Raw genomic sequence first — 12,513 nt, forward strand, 5'->3', positions numbered from 1 at the left:
GCTCACCGCAGCACCTCCACCAGGGCGTCGACCGGTGCCTCGGCGACGCCGAGCACCAGGGTGGGGGCCAGCCCGACCGCCAGGGCCAGCAGCACCAGCGGCGCCCACGCGGTCACCTCGGCCCCGGCGAGCCGCACGGTGGACCGGGCCACCGCCGGGCTGGGCCGGCCGTGCGTCACTCGACGCAGCAGCCGGAGGAAGTAGGCCGCGGTGAGCGCCCCGCCGAGCGCCGCCAGCACGCCGAGCGTGGTCCAGAACGCCCCGCCGACCTCGATCGCGGCGATCACCGCAAACGCCTCGCCCCAGAAGCCGGCCAGGCCGGGCAGCCCCAGCGAGGCGACCGCGGCGAAGCCGAGCAGCCCGGCGAGCCGGGGCGCGGTCTCCCGCAGCCCGGACAGCTCGGCCAGTGACCCGGTGTGCGCGCGGTCCTTGACCGCACCGGCCAGGAAGAAGAGCAGCCCGGTGATCACCCCGTGCGCGACGTTGCCGATCAACGCGGCCTGGATGCCGGTGCTGGTGAGGGTGGCCACGCCGAGCAGCACGAAGCCCATGTGCCCCACGCTGGAGTACGCGATCAGCCGTTTCAGCTCGTCCTGAGCGAGGCAGACCAGCGCGCCGACCAGGATCGCGGCGACCGCCAGCGCGCCGAGCACCGGCGCGGCCCAGCGGGCGCCCTCCGGCGCCACCCCGACCGCCACCCGGATCAGGCCGTAGGTGCCCATCTTCAGCAGCACCCCGGCCAGGATCACGCTGCCCACGGTGGGTGCCTGGGTGTGCGCGTCGGGCAGCCAGGAGTGCAGCGGCCAGAGCGGGCTCTTCACCGCGAAGGCCAGCGCCAGCAGGGTGAACGCGGCCAGCTGGGTGCCCCGGGACAGCCCGCCCCCGCCGGTGAGCGCCACGATGTCGGCGGTGCCCGCGGCAGCCACCACGACGTAGACGCCGACCAGCAGCAGCACCGAGCCGAGCAGCGTGTAGAGGGCGAACTTGCGGGCCGCCCGCCGCCGGTCCGCGCCGCCCCAGCCGGCGATGACCGCGTACATCGGCAGCAGGACGATCTCGAAGAAGACGAAGAAGAGCACCAGGTCGAGGGCGAGGAAGGTGCCGAGGATGCCGACCTCGACCACCAGCAGCAGCGCCACCAGCGCCCGGCCGCTGCCCCCGTCGGGCACCTTCCACAGGGTGTATCCACAGCAGAGCAGGGTGAGCAGGGCGGTCAGCACCACCAGCGGCCAGGAGATCCCGTCCACGCCCAGGTGGAAGCGCAACTCCAGGCCCGGCACCCAGGGCAGGTCGACCCGGTGCCAGGGGCGCACCGCCGGGGCGGTCGGGGTGTAGCCGGACCAGGTGCGGCCGCCGAGCGCCAGCAGCGCGGCGGCCAGCAGGGTGACCGCGGCGACCACCGTGCCGACCACCCGGGCGGCCCGGTCCCGGGGCGTCGCGGCCACCGCCACCGCGCCGAGCGCCGGCACCGCCAGCACCGCTACCAGCAGGAACTCCCCCGGGCTCATGCCGGCACTCCGCTTCGCTCCGGGCCGTCATCAGGCACCACCGCGCTGAGCCTGATGATTCGCTCGCTGCGCTCGCTCATGCCGCGACTCCGATCAGGGCGGCGGCCAGGCCGATCAGCAGCGCGCCGGCCAGCACCCCGGCCGCCGCGCGGGGCAGCGCCGCCCGGTGCAGCGCCGCCAGCCCGCCACCGAGACCGACCGCGGCCCGGCCGCTGCCGGTGACCGCGCCGTCCACCACCACCTCGTCGGCGGTACGCACGCCGCGCGCCAGCGCGCCGGTGGGGCGTACGACCAGGGTTTGCTGGACGTCGTCGAGCCGGAACGCGCGGGCGAACACCGGCCGCAGCCGGCCCAGCGTGGCCGCCGGGTCACCGGCCGGGTCGCGCCGCCAGCGGGCCCAGGCGAGCCCCGCCCCGATCGCCAGCAGGGCGAGCGGCAGCAGCACCCCCGGGCCGAGGTGGACCAGCGGCACCGACGGCAGCAGGTCCGACGGCCGCTCCGGGGTGGCGGCGACGGCCGGCCGGAGCAGGTCGGTGAACGAGCCGGCGAACCCGGCCAGCCCGAGCAGCGCGGCCGGGACGGCGAGCAGCAGCACCGGCCAGCGCATCACAGCAGGCGGGTCGTGCGGCTGGACGAGCGGGGTGCGCGCCTGGCCGAAGAACGTGCGCAGCAGCAGCCGGGTGGCGTACCAGGCGGTGATCGCGACGCCGGCCAGGCCGGCGAGCCAGACCAGCCAGGCCACCCAGACCGGCGCGGGGCCGCCGCCGTGCAGCGCGTCCTCGGCGGCGTAGAGGATGCCGTCCTTGCTGAAGAAGCCGGCGAGCGGCGGCAGCCCGGCCAGCGCGCCGAGACCGACCACCGTGCACCAGAAGGTCACCGGCATGCCGCGCCGCAGGCCGCCCATCCGGGACATCAGCGTGGTGCCGACCGCGTGGATCACCGCACCGGCGGCGAGGAACAGCAGCGCCTTGAACGCGGCGTGGGTGAGCAGGTGGAACAGCGCCGCCGCGGGCGCGCCGACCGCCAGCGCCCCGGTCATGTAGCCGATCTGGGAGACCGTCGACCAGGCGAGCACCCGCTTGAGGTCGTCCTGGGCGGTGGCGGCGAGCGCGCCGAGCAACAGGGTCACCACGGCCATCACCCCGAGCACCGCCAGCGCGGCCGGCACGCGTTCGAAGAGCGGGTAGAGCCGGGTGACCGCGTACACCCCGGCGGCGACCATGGTGGCGGCGTGGATCAGGGCGGAGATCGGGGTCGGACCGGCCATCGCGTCCGGCAGCCAGGTGTGCAGCGGGAACTGCGCGCTCTTGCCGGCCACCCCGGCCAGCAGCAGCAGGCAGGCGGCGGTGAGCGTGCCGGTGGCGTGATCGTGTGCCAGCACGTCGGCGATCCGGAAGCTGCCCGCCGAGACGCCCAGCAGCGCGATGCCGAGCAGGAAGCCGACGTCGCCGACCCGGGTGACCAGGAACGCCTTCATCGCCGCGGCGGGCGCCTCGGGCAGCCGGCGGTCGTGGGCGATGAGCAGGTACGAGCAGATGCCCATCACCTCCCAGCCGACCAGCAGCAGGATCAGGTCGCCGGCGACCACCACCAGCAGCATCGCGGCGGTGAAGAGGCTGATCTGCGCGGCGTAGGGCGGGTAGCGGTGGTCGACGTCGACGTCGTCGTGCGGGCCGCGCTTGAGGTAGCCGATCGAGTAGACCTGCACGGCCAGCGCCACCGCGGCGACCGCGACGGCGACCAGCGCGGCGGCGCCGTCCAGCCGGACGCCGATGCTGACGGCCAGCCCGCCCAGGTCGACCCAGGTGCCGGATGCCTCCGCCGGCCCGTCGAGGGTGACCAGCAGGGCCACCGCGAGCAGGAACGCGCCGGCCGCGCCGGCCACCCCGAGGGCGATCGCCGCGCGCCGCGCCCGGCCCTCGCCACCGTCCGGCGGCGCCGGCGGCAGCAGCAGGCCGACCAGGCCCGCCACCAGCGGTACGGCCGGCAGCAGCGCGCCGAGCAGCGTGGTCGTGGTCACCGCTCCCCCTCGGGGCGATCGGCGGGGCCGGCCGCGGCCTCGACGGGGACACCGTCGGCGGTGGCCGCCTCGGCCGGGCGCTCGGTGAGCGGGACCTCGTCCACCGCGACGCTGGCCCGCAGCCGGTAGAACTGGAGCACGATCGCCAGCCCGACTCCGATCTCGGCGGCGGCCAGCACGATCACGAAGAGCGCGAAGACCTGCCCGCCGTGCGGCAGCGCCGCCCGCACGGTGGTGTCCGCGGTGACCAGGACCAGGTTGACAGCGTTGAGCATCAGCTCGACGGCCATCAGCACCAGCACCGCGTTGCGCCGGCGCAGCACGCCGTAGCCGCCGAGGCCGAACAGCAGCGCGGCGGTGACGTACGGGATGACCGGCCTCACCGCGACGGCCCCCGCTCGGCCCGGCCGGCGCGGTCCCGCTCGCCGCCGGGGCGCCCGATGTCGGGGCGGGAGATCACGATCGCGCCGACCAACGCGGCCAGCAGCAGCACCGACAGCACCTCGAACGGCAGCACCCAGCCGCGGAAGATCTGCTCGCCCAGGCGTTCCGCCGTGCCCGCCTGAGGCAGCGCCACGGCCGTCCAGCGGTACGCGTCGACCAGCAGGGCGGCCAGGCCGGCCCCGGCCCCGCCGCCGATCAGCGCGGCCGGCCAGCCGGGACGGTCCAGGTCGTCGGAGGCGCCGATCGGCGCCCGGGTCAGCATCACCGCGAACAGCAGCAGCACCACCACCGCGCCGACGTAGATCAGCACCTGCACCCAGGCGACCAGCTCGGCGCCGAGCACCAGGTAGATCCCGGCCAGCGCGCCCAGGCAGACCACCAGGTAGAGGCCGGCCCGGACGAGATGCCTCGTGCCCACCACCAGCGCACCCGAGCCGACCGCGACCGCACCGAGGGCGAGCAGCAGCACGTCCGCACCGGTCACCGCGCCACCCCTGGGGTCCCGGCCCGACCGGCGGGCGCGCTCACGGTGCGGGCCTCGGTTCGCGACCGCGGGGCTCGCAGACCCGGCTCACTCCCCGCGCTCACGGGGTGGCCTCGCCGGGCTGCGGGCGTACGACCGGGCCGGCCGGCCGGTCGGCGGGCGCGGCCGGGACCGCGGCCTTGCGCGCGGCGGTCGTCTCCTCCTTGGCCGGCTCGCCGTTCGGGTCGTGCGCGGGTGGCGGCGGCACGGTGCCCATCCACTGCCCGAGGTGGTCCTTGTCGTGCAGCAGGTCCTTGATGTCGTACTCGGCGTACTCGAACTCGGGCGACCAGTAGAGCGCGTCGAAGGGGCAGACCTCGACGCAGATGCCGCAGTACATGCAGAGCGAGAAGTCGATGTCGAACCGGTCGAGCACGTTGCGCTGGCGGGGGCGGGCGGCGCCGGGCACCGCCACCTCCTCCTTGTGCGAGTCGATGTAGATGCACCAGTCCGGACACTCGCGGGCGCAGAGCATGCAGACCGTGCAGTTCTCCTCGAGCAGCGCGATCACCCCGCGGGAGCGGGGCGGCAGCTCGGGGGCGACGTCCGGGTACTGCTGGGTGGTGGAGCGCCGGGTCATCGTCTTCAGCGTGACCGCCAGCCCCTTGACCAGCCCCGCGCCGGGCACGCCGCGCTCACCGGTGCCGCCGCCGGCCTCGCTGCGCTCGCTGCGGTCGCTCATGCGGACCATCCTGCCCTGTGCCCGCGCCGCGCGCGACCACCACCCTGCGCATCCCGGCGTACGGTGGGCGTGGGGAGAACGACGCACCCGAAAGGACCAGCCGATGACCGCCGCGCTGCAGAGCGACTACCCGCCCGAGGGCGGGTGGACGACAGACGATCTGGACGCGCTGCCCGAGGACGGCCACCGCCGCGAACTGCTGCCGATCAGCGGGATCACTCCCCGCTTCCTCTGAGGTCGCCCGGGGCGGGCGGGAGCATCTCGACGCCGAGTTGCTGAAGGACCTGGAACAGCTCGTTGACGCTCCACACGTCGACGATCCGCCCGCTGTCGTCGAAGCGCAGGAACGTGGCGCCGGAGTAGCTGACCACCCGGCCGGTCGGCGGCACCGGGCCGAACTGGCCGGCCTGGGTGCCGGCCGCCCGCCAGTGCACCGCCACCCGGTTGCCGGCGGCCACCAGGTCCACGATCTTGTAGCGCAGGTCCGGGAACGCCGCCCGGCGGTCCCGGTGCCAGGCCAGGGTGCCCGCCGGCCCGGAACCGCCGAGCCCGGGGCACTCCGGCGCGATCAGCTCGTACGCGGACTCCTCCCGGCCGGCGTTCCAGACGTCGGCGATGAAGCGTCGGGCCGCCGCCTCCACATCGGTCATCCCGGCAGCGTAGTCAGCGGCCGGCGGGTCGGCCGGCCCCAGATCCGCGATGATGGGGGCAACCGAGGACACCGGAGGAGACGGCGTGGGCGGCGAATCAGGCGGGACGACCGGCGGCAAGTACGTCGAGCCGGGCGGCGAGTTCACCCGGGACCAGCGCTACATCGCCACCCGGATCACCGCCGACGGGCGGGACGGCTATCCGGTGGAGCCCGGCCGCTACCGGCTGGCGGTCAGCTACGCCTGCCCCTGGGCCAACCGGATGATCATCGTCCGGCGGCTGCTCGGGCTGGCGGAGGCGCTCCCGATGGCGGTGGCCGGGCCGACCCACGACGCCCGCAGCTGGACGTTCGACCTGGACCCGGGCGGGCGCGACCCGGTGCTCGGCATCGAGCGGCTCCAGGAGGCGTACTTCGCCCGGTTCCCGGGCTACGAGCGGGGCATCACGGTGCCGGCGATCGTGGACGTGCCGACCGGGCAGGTGGTCACCAACGACTACGCGCAGATGACCCTGGACCTCTCCACCGAGTGGACGGCGTACCACCGTGAGGGCGCGCCGGAGCTCTACCCGGAGCGGCTGCGCGACGAGATCGACGAGATCAACGCGGTGGTGTTCCGGGAGGTCAACAACGGCGTCTACCGCTGCGGCTTCGCCGGCAGCCAGGAGGCGTACGAGTCGGCGTACTGGCGGCTCTTCGACCAGCTGGACCGGCTCAGCGAGCGGCTGGCCGGGCAGCGCTACCTGGTCGGCGACACCATCACCGAGGCCGACGTGCGATTGTTCACCACGCTGGCCCGCTTCGACGCGGTCTACCACGGCCACTTCAAGTGCAACCGGAGCAAGCTCACCGAGATGCCGGTGCTCTGGGCGTACGCCCGGGACCTGTTCCAGACTCCCGGCTTCGGCGACACCATCGACTTCGACCACATCAAGCGGCACTACTACGAGGTGCACCGGGACATCAACCCGACCGGGGTGGTGCCGCTCGGGCCGGACCTGACGAACTGGCTCACCCCGCACGGCCGGGAGGCGCTCGGCGGCCGCCCGTTCGGCGACGGCACTCCCCCGCCACCCCCACCGCCCGCCGAGCGGATCGACCCCGCACACACCCCGCTGCGCTGACGCCGGCGGGAGCGCCGGTCAGAGGGCGACCCGGACGGCGGCGGTGAGGACCAGCTGGGCCAGGGCGGCCGGGACCAGGACCAGCCAGCACAGCCGCTGCAACTGGTCCTCGCGCAGCCGTGGGAACGCCACCCGCAGCCAGATGACCAGGAAGGACACCGCGAAGACCTTCAGCAGCGTCCAGAGCCAGCCGAGCTGCGCGTCGGCGAACGGGCCGTGCCAGCCGCCGAGGAAGAGCACGGTGGTCAGCGCGGCGATCACCACGATCCCGACGTACTCGGCGAGCAGGAAGAAGGCGAACCGCAGGCCGGTGTACTCGGTCAGGTAGCCGAACACCAGCTCCGAGTCGGCGATCGGCATGTCGAACGGCGGCCGCCGGATCTCGGCCAGCCCGGCCACGAAGAAGATGATCATCGCGGGCGCCTGCCAGAGCAGCCACCACGGCTGCCACGCCTCGACGATGCCGGGCAGGCTGAGGGTGCCCGCCGCCATCGCCACCGACGCCGCCGCGAGCACCAGCGGCAGCTCGTAGCCGAGCAGCTGGGCGGCGCCGCGCAGCCCGCCGAGCAGGCTGTACTTGTTGGCCGACGCCCACGCCGACATCAGCACCGCCACCACGCCGACCCCGACCACGGCCAGCACGAAGAACAGGCCGATGTCCAGCGGCTGCCCGACCAGGTCGCCGGGGCCGAGCGGGATGACCAGCAGGACGAGCAGGTAGGGCACCAGGGCGACGGCGGGGGCCAGCCGGAAGACCGCCCGGTCCGCCTCGGCCGGGGTGACGTCCTCCTTCTGCACGAACTTCACCCCGTCGGCGATCAGCTGCGCCCAGCCGTGGAACGCGCCCGCGTACATCGGGCCGAGCCGGCCCTGCATGTGCGCCATCACCTTGTGCTCGGCCTGCCCGACGAGCAGCGGCAGGGTGAGGAAGGCGACCAGCACGCCACCCACCCGGATCACCAGTTCCAGCCAGAGCGGCATCAGCCCGTACCTCCGTCGCCGTCGGCCCGCTCGGTCGCCGCCGGCCCGTCCCGCGACGGCCGGTCCGCCGGCGGGCCGGAGCGGGCCGCCCCCGCGCCACGGCCGCCGGGCGCGCCCGGCGGCGGACCGGCCTGGGCCGCGTCGCCCGGCCGACCGGCCTCGGCCGCCTCGCCGGTCGCCGGGCCGTCGGCGGGGCGGCCGGTACGGGCCGGCCGGGTGCCGGGGGCCGGCCGGGCCGGCCGCTCCCGGGCCGGGCGGGCCGGGACGCCGCCGCGCGGGCCCTCACCCGCCCCGCCGGCGCCCGCCGGTGTCGGCGTCGTGCCCCACTCGCCCGGCGCGGGCACCCCCGGCGGGCGGATCGGCCGGCGTCCGCCGCCCGCCTCGGACTCGCCCGGCTCCTTGGCGCCGGGCCACGGCTTGGCCACCCGGGAGGCCAGCACGAACTCCTTGCGCAGCGGGTGCCCCTCGAACTCCGGGGGCAGCAGCAGCGGCCGCAGGCCGGGGTGGCCGGCGAAGTCGATGCCGAACATCTCGTGCGTCTCCCGCTCGTGCCAGCCGGCACCGGGGTAGACGTCGACCACCGAGGTGACCGTCGGCGCCTCGCGGGGCACCCGGGTGCGCAGCAGCAACCCGTGCCGGTGGGTGGTGGACCAGAGGTGGGCCACCACCGCGAAGCCCTCGGCCAGCTCGTCGACCGCGGAGAGCCAGTCGAAGAAGTCGCAGGCCAGCTCGGCGTCGTCGCGGGCGGCGCGGAGCGCCTCCGCCCAACTCGCCGGCGGTACGTCGACGGTGGCGCGGGCGTGTGCCTGACCGCCGGAGACCGACGGGGTGGCCTCGGCGGGCGCGAGCAGCGCCACCACCCGCTGGCCGACCTCTTCCGGAGTCATGCGGCTGATCCTATGGCCTGCTCCGCCGGGCGCGCCGGGCCGAGCCGGGCCGCCGGACGGGCACGGGGCGGTACGCCGCCCGCCTCGACGGGGCGATCTGCCGGCTTTGCCCGGCGGCGGGCCGGCCGGCGGGGAAAGATGAGGCTCGTGCGCGCTGTGACTGTGACCCCCGATACCGCCGGCTCGCTGTCGCTCGTCGAGGACTACCCGGAACCGGCGACCGACGAGGGCTCGGTCCTGGTGGAGGCGCTGGCGGTCGGCATCTGCGGCACCGACCTCGAGATCATCGCCGGCCATTACGGTGAGGCGCCGCCCGGCTTCGACCGCCTGGTGCTCGGGCACGAGTCGCTCGGCCGGGTGCTGGAGGACCCGACCGGCACCCTCCAGCCGGGCGACCTGGTGGCCGGCATCGTCCGCCATCCGGACCCGGTTCCGTGCCCGAACTGCGCCGTCGGCGAGTGGGACATGTGCCGCAACGGGCAGTTCACCGAGCACGGCATCAAGGCCCTGCCAGGCTTCGCCCGGGACCGCTGGCGGGTCCCGCCCCGGTTCGCCGTCGGGCTGGACCCGGCGCTGGCCCGGGTCGGCACGCTGCTCGAACCGACCAGCGTGGTGGCCAAGGCCTGGGACCACATCGAACGGATCGGGCACCGCGCCGAGTGGCAGCCGCAGACCGTGCTGGTCACCGGCGCCGGGCCGATCGGCCTGCTCGCGGCGCTGCTGGCCACCCAGCGCGGGCTCGGCGTACACGTGCTCGACCTGGCCACCGAGGGGCCGAAGCCGGCGCTGGTCGGCGCGCTCGGCGCGACGTACCACTCGACGAAGGTCGGCCAGCTCGGCTTCGAGCCGGACGTGGTGATCGAGTGCACCGGCGCGCCGAGCGTGGTGATCGACGTGATGTGCCAGGCCGCCCCGAACGGCGTGGTCTGCCTGGCCGGCGTCTCCAGCGGCGGCCGGACCATCGACCTCGACGCCGGGGCGCTGAACCGCACCCTGGTGCTGGAGAACAACGTGGTGTTCGGCTCGGTGAACGCGAACCGCCGGCACTGGGACATGGCCGCCGAGGCGCTGGCCCGGGCCGACCAGTCCTGGCTGGAGTCGCTCATCACCCGGCGGGTGCCGGTGGAGAGCTACGCCGAGGCGTACACGCCGGGGCCGGACGACATCAAGGTGGTGCTGGACTTCGCCGCCTGACCGGAGCACCCGGCCGGGTCCGGCGGCGCCGGTCAGATGCCGGGCAGCCGGCCGTTGCGGAACAGGTCCACGAAGAGTTGGTGGTCCTGCCGGGTCCGGACGCCGTACGTGTGCGCGAAGTCCACCAGGTGGGTGACGAAGCCGTCCTCGTCGGTGCCCACCGCCGCGACGATCGCCTCCTCCGTGGAGTAGTCGACCAGGTCGTGGCTGGACTCGTCGTCGGCCACCGAGTGCATCCGGGCCACCGCCCGACCCAGGTCGGTCAGCACGCCGGCCAGCTCCTCCGGCTCGTTGACGTCGGACCAGTCCAGGTCGGCCGCGTACGGGGAGACCTCGGCGACCAGTTGCCCGACCCCGTCCAGCTCGGTGAAGCCCAGCCAGGGGTCCGCGTGCGCCTGGAGCGCGCGCTGCGACTCGGCGGTGCGGTGTCCCTGGTGCTGGAAGTAGCCGGCGACCGACTCGTCCCGGATGTGCCGGGCGACCGCCGGCACCTGCGCCTGCTTCATGTAGATGACGACGTCGTTCTCCAGCGCCTGGGTGTGCCCCTCCAGCAGCAGGTTGTACGACGGCAGCCCGGCCGAGCCGATGCCCACGCCCTTGCGCAGCACCACGTCCTTGATCCGGGTCGCGACCGGGCGCAGCCGCGCCGAGGACGGCGGCAGGGTGCCCAGGTACTGCTCGAAGGCGGCGGTGACCCGGTCCCGGGTCTGCCGGTCCACCGTGAAGACCCCGTCGCCGAGGGAGAACCGGCGCTCGTAGTTGTCGATGGTGGTCTGGGTGGCGAGCAGGTCGACCCGGGTGTTCAGCCGGGCCTGCTGGAGCACCCGGCGCAGCACTCCGTCGGCGGTGTCCAGGGTGATCGAGCCGATCGCGTCGTCCCCGCCGGCCGCGATGGCCCGCAGCTCGGTCAGGTACGACCGGGCAAAGCCGGCGACCAGGTCGCCGATGGACCGGTCGGAGAGCGCCTTGCCGTAGCCGAGCAGGGCCACGCTGGCCGCGAGCCGCCGCAGGTCCCAGGTGAACGGCCCGACGTACGCCTCGTCGAAGTCGTTGACGTTGAACACCAGTTGGCCGGAGGCGTTCATGTAGGTGCCGAAGTTCTCCGCGTGCAGGTCGCCGTGGATCCACACCCGGCTGGTGCGCCCGTCGAGGAACCGGTCGTCGGCGAAGTCGCCGAGCTGGTCGGCGTAGAAGAGCGAGGCGCTGCCCCGGTAGAAGGCGAACGGGGAGGCCGCCATCTTGCGGAACTTGCGCCGGAACGCGACCGGGTCGAGCGCCATCGAGGCGCCGAACTCCTCGGTGAGCACGTCGACGATGTGGGCGGAACGCCGTTCCGCGGAGTCGCTCATGGTGCGCAGGCTAGCCCCCGGCCGCCAGTACCACGCTCGGCCGAGCGGACCGCGACGGCGGGCTGGTCCGGCAGCTCAGGACGCCGGTGGGCGGAGCGGCCCGGGACTCCGGCGGCAGCTCAGGACGCCGGTCGGCGGACCGGCGGCGCGGTGAGCGACTCGACCGGGCGCGGCGCCGCCCCCTCCCGGGGCGGGGCGTCCACCGGCGGGGCGAGCACGTCCGGCCGGGGCACCCCGCCGAGGCCGGACTGCTCGGCGGCGATCTTCTCCTGCAGGCGCAGGATGCCGTGCAGCAGCGCCTCCGGCCGGGGCGGACAGCCGGGCACGTAGACGTCCACCGGGATGAGCTGGTCGACGCCCTTGGTCACCGAGTAGGAGTCCCAGTACGGGCCGCCGCAGTTGGAGCAGGCGCCGAACGAGATGACGTACTTCGGCTCGGGCATCTGGTCGTAGAGCCGCTTGATCGCCGGGGCCATCTTGTCGGTCACCGTGCCGGAGACCACCATCAGGTCGGCCTGCCGCGGGCCGTGGGCGAACGGGATGACGCCGAGCCGCATGAAGTCGTGCCGGCCCATGCTGCTGGCGATGAACTCGATGGCGCAGCAGGCCAGGCCGAAGTTGAAGACCCAGAGCGAGTAGCGGCGGCCCCAGTTCAGCACGAACCGGATCGGCTCGCCGAGCACCCCCGGCAGCTGCACGACCGTCCCCTTCCTGTCCTCCACCCGACAGTCAACCACAGCGCCGGGCCGGCAACTCGGGCGCGGGAGGTCGCGTCTGGGGAGGTGACGGCGCGCCCGACCGGGGCCGCCAGCACCACTGGGGCACGGCGTCCGCCGGCGTCACGGGGGATCTCACGGGAGGAAAGACGATGAACGTTCGTATCGGAAAGCAGCTCGGCACGGTCCTGCTCGGCTCGGCGCTGGCGATGCTGGCCGCGACACCGGCCGTCGCCGCACCGGCGGCCACGAAGCCGCCGGCCGGGTGGCGAACCGCCGGGTGATGGCCTGCAACGTGACCGGGCCGGACCTGGCGCCGGGCGAACGGCGTCGGACGTCGGCCGACAACGCCGTCTCGGTCGCGGTCGCCGACAACGCCTGATCCGCCACGCACCACCGCCGGCCGGGACGCGTCGGTTGCCGGGACCATGAACCA

13 protein-coding genes and 1 pseudogene are annotated in these 12,513 nt (G+C 74.7%); 4 read left to right on the forward strand and 10 right to left on the reverse strand.

The annotated features are described in order from the left end of the window. Positions 1–2 precede the first annotated feature (2 nt). From FHX32_RS06245 to FHX32_RS06265, 5 genes are all read right to left on the reverse strand, one after another. A complete protein-coding gene (locus tag FHX32_RS06245; protein WP_167179845.1) occupies positions 3–1,508 on the reverse strand; it encodes an NADH-quinone oxidoreductase subunit M in 1,506 nt (501 codons plus the stop codon). A 76-nt stretch (positions 1,509–1,584) separates the two neighbouring features. Then, positions 1,585–3,528, reverse strand: coding sequence for an NADH-quinone oxidoreductase subunit L (locus FHX32_RS06250; protein WP_167179846.1), 1,944 nt, complete (start codon positions 3,526–3,528; stop codon positions 1,585–1,587). Further along, a complete protein-coding gene (nuoK, locus tag FHX32_RS06255) occupies positions 3,525–3,911 on the reverse strand; it encodes an NADH-quinone oxidoreductase subunit NuoK (RefSeq protein WP_486480930.1) in 387 nt (128 codons plus the stop codon). The genes FHX32_RS06250 and nuoK overlap by 4 nt, the downstream gene beginning before the upstream one ends. Next, positions 3,908–4,456, reverse strand: coding sequence for an NADH-quinone oxidoreductase subunit J (locus FHX32_RS06260; RefSeq protein WP_167179847.1), 549 nt, complete (start codon positions 4,454–4,456; stop codon positions 3,908–3,910). Before FHX32_RS06260 ends, nuoK begins: the two co-directional genes overlap by 4 nt. A 100-nt stretch (positions 4,457–4,556) precedes the next feature. Then, positions 4,557–5,186 (reverse strand): NuoI/complex I 23 kDa subunit family protein, encoded by a 630-nt coding sequence (locus tag FHX32_RS06265; RefSeq protein WP_167179848.1) that lies wholly within the window; start codon positions 5,184–5,186, stop codon positions 4,557–4,559. Between the two features lie 94 nt (positions 5,187–5,280). On the opposite strand from FHX32_RS06265, the gene FHX32_RS06270 reads away from it, so the two are divergent. After that, positions 5,281–5,412, forward strand: a complete 132-nt coding sequence (locus FHX32_RS06270) for a hypothetical protein (protein WP_486480931.1) — start codon at positions 5,281–5,283, stop codon at positions 5,410–5,412. Here the strand turns inward: FHX32_RS06270 and FHX32_RS06275 are convergent. After that, on the reverse strand, positions 5,393–5,827 hold the full coding sequence (locus FHX32_RS06275) for an ester cyclase (RefSeq protein ID WP_167179849.1): 435 nt from the start codon (positions 5,825–5,827) through the stop codon (positions 5,393–5,395). The genes FHX32_RS06270 and FHX32_RS06275 overlap by 20 nt on opposite strands. 52 nt (positions 5,828–5,879) lie before the next feature. Here FHX32_RS06275 and FHX32_RS06280 point away from each other — a divergent pair, with 52 nt between their 5' ends. After that, positions 5,880–6,950 carry a glutathione S-transferase C-terminal domain-containing protein gene (locus FHX32_RS06280; RefSeq protein ID WP_167182308.1) on the forward strand — a complete coding sequence of 357 codons (1,071 nt, stop codon included), beginning with the start codon at positions 5,880–5,882 and terminating at the stop codon, positions 6,948–6,950. 18 nt (positions 6,951–6,968) lie between these two features. Here FHX32_RS06280 and FHX32_RS06285 read toward each other — a convergent pair whose 3' ends face one another. Together FHX32_RS06285 and FHX32_RS06290 are read right to left on the reverse strand one after the other, a co-directional pair. Further along, positions 6,969–7,931, reverse strand: a complete 963-nt coding sequence (locus FHX32_RS06285; protein WP_167179850.1) for a complex I subunit 1 family protein — start codon at positions 7,929–7,931, stop codon at positions 6,969–6,971. A 287-nt stretch (positions 7,932–8,218) separates the two neighbouring features. Continuing rightward, a pseudogene (locus FHX32_RS06290) lies at positions 8,219–8,818 on the reverse strand (NADH-quinone oxidoreductase subunit C); the annotation flags it as partial. 147 nt (positions 8,819–8,965) lie between these two features. Between FHX32_RS06290 and FHX32_RS06295 the strand changes: the two are divergent. Next, entirely contained in the window at positions 8,966–10,012 is a 1,047-nt protein-coding gene (locus tag FHX32_RS06295; RefSeq protein WP_167179852.1) for a glucose 1-dehydrogenase, read from the forward strand. A 32-nt stretch (positions 10,013–10,044) separates the two neighbouring features. On the opposite strand, the gene FHX32_RS06300 is transcribed toward FHX32_RS06295, so the two are convergent. Continuing rightward, on the reverse strand, positions 10,045–11,361 hold the full coding sequence (locus FHX32_RS06300) for a DUF2252 domain-containing protein (RefSeq protein ID WP_167179853.1): 1,317 nt from the start codon (positions 11,359–11,361) through the stop codon (positions 10,045–10,047). A 119-nt stretch (positions 11,362–11,480) separates the two neighbouring features. Next, positions 11,481–12,059, reverse strand: coding sequence for a NuoB/complex I 20 kDa subunit family protein (locus FHX32_RS06305; RefSeq protein ID WP_167179854.1), 579 nt, complete (start codon positions 12,057–12,059; stop codon positions 11,481–11,483). A 170-nt stretch (positions 12,060–12,229) separates the two neighbouring features. Here FHX32_RS06305 and FHX32_RS34910 point away from each other — a divergent pair, with 170 nt between their 5' ends. Next, positions 12,230–12,361 (forward strand): hypothetical protein, encoded by a 132-nt coding sequence (locus FHX32_RS34910; protein WP_486480932.1) that lies wholly within the window; start codon positions 12,230–12,232, stop codon positions 12,359–12,361. The last annotated feature ends 152 nt before the right edge of the window (positions 12,362–12,513 follow it).

Source organism: Micromonospora sp. CNZ280 (assembly GCF_011759515.1).

Excerpts from the sequence above, each read along its gene's own strand:
- FHX32_RS06275 (WP_167179849.1), bottom strand. The coding sequence starts at position 5,827 with ATGACCGATGTGGAGGCGGCGGCCCGACGCTTCATCGCCGACGTCTGG.
- FHX32_RS06265 (WP_167179848.1), bottom strand. The coding sequence starts at position 5,186 with ATGGTCCGCATGAGCGACCGCAGCGAGCGCAGCGAGGCCGGCGGCGGC.
- FHX32_RS06300 (WP_167179853.1), bottom strand. The coding sequence starts at position 11,361 with ATGAGCGACTCCGCGGAACGGCGTTCCGCCCACATCGTCGACGTGCTC.
- FHX32_RS06270 (WP_486480931.1), top strand. The coding sequence starts at position 5,281 with ATGACCGCCGCGCTGCAGAGCGACTACCCGCCCGAGGGCGGGTGGACG.
- FHX32_RS06285 (WP_167179850.1), bottom strand. The coding sequence starts at position 7,931 with ATGCCGCTCTGGCTGGAACTGGTGATCCGGGTGGGTGGCGTGCTGGTC.
- FHX32_RS06245 (WP_167179845.1), bottom strand. The coding sequence starts at position 1,508 with ATGAGCCCGGGGGAGTTCCTGCTGGTAGCGGTGCTGGCGGTGCCGGCG.
- FHX32_RS06280 (WP_167182308.1), top strand. The coding sequence starts at position 5,880 with ATGGGGGCAACCGAGGACACCGGAGGAGACGGCGTGGGCGGCGAATCA.
- FHX32_RS34910 (WP_486480932.1), top strand. The coding sequence starts at position 12,230 with ATGAACGTTCGTATCGGAAAGCAGCTCGGCACGGTCCTGCTCGGCTCG.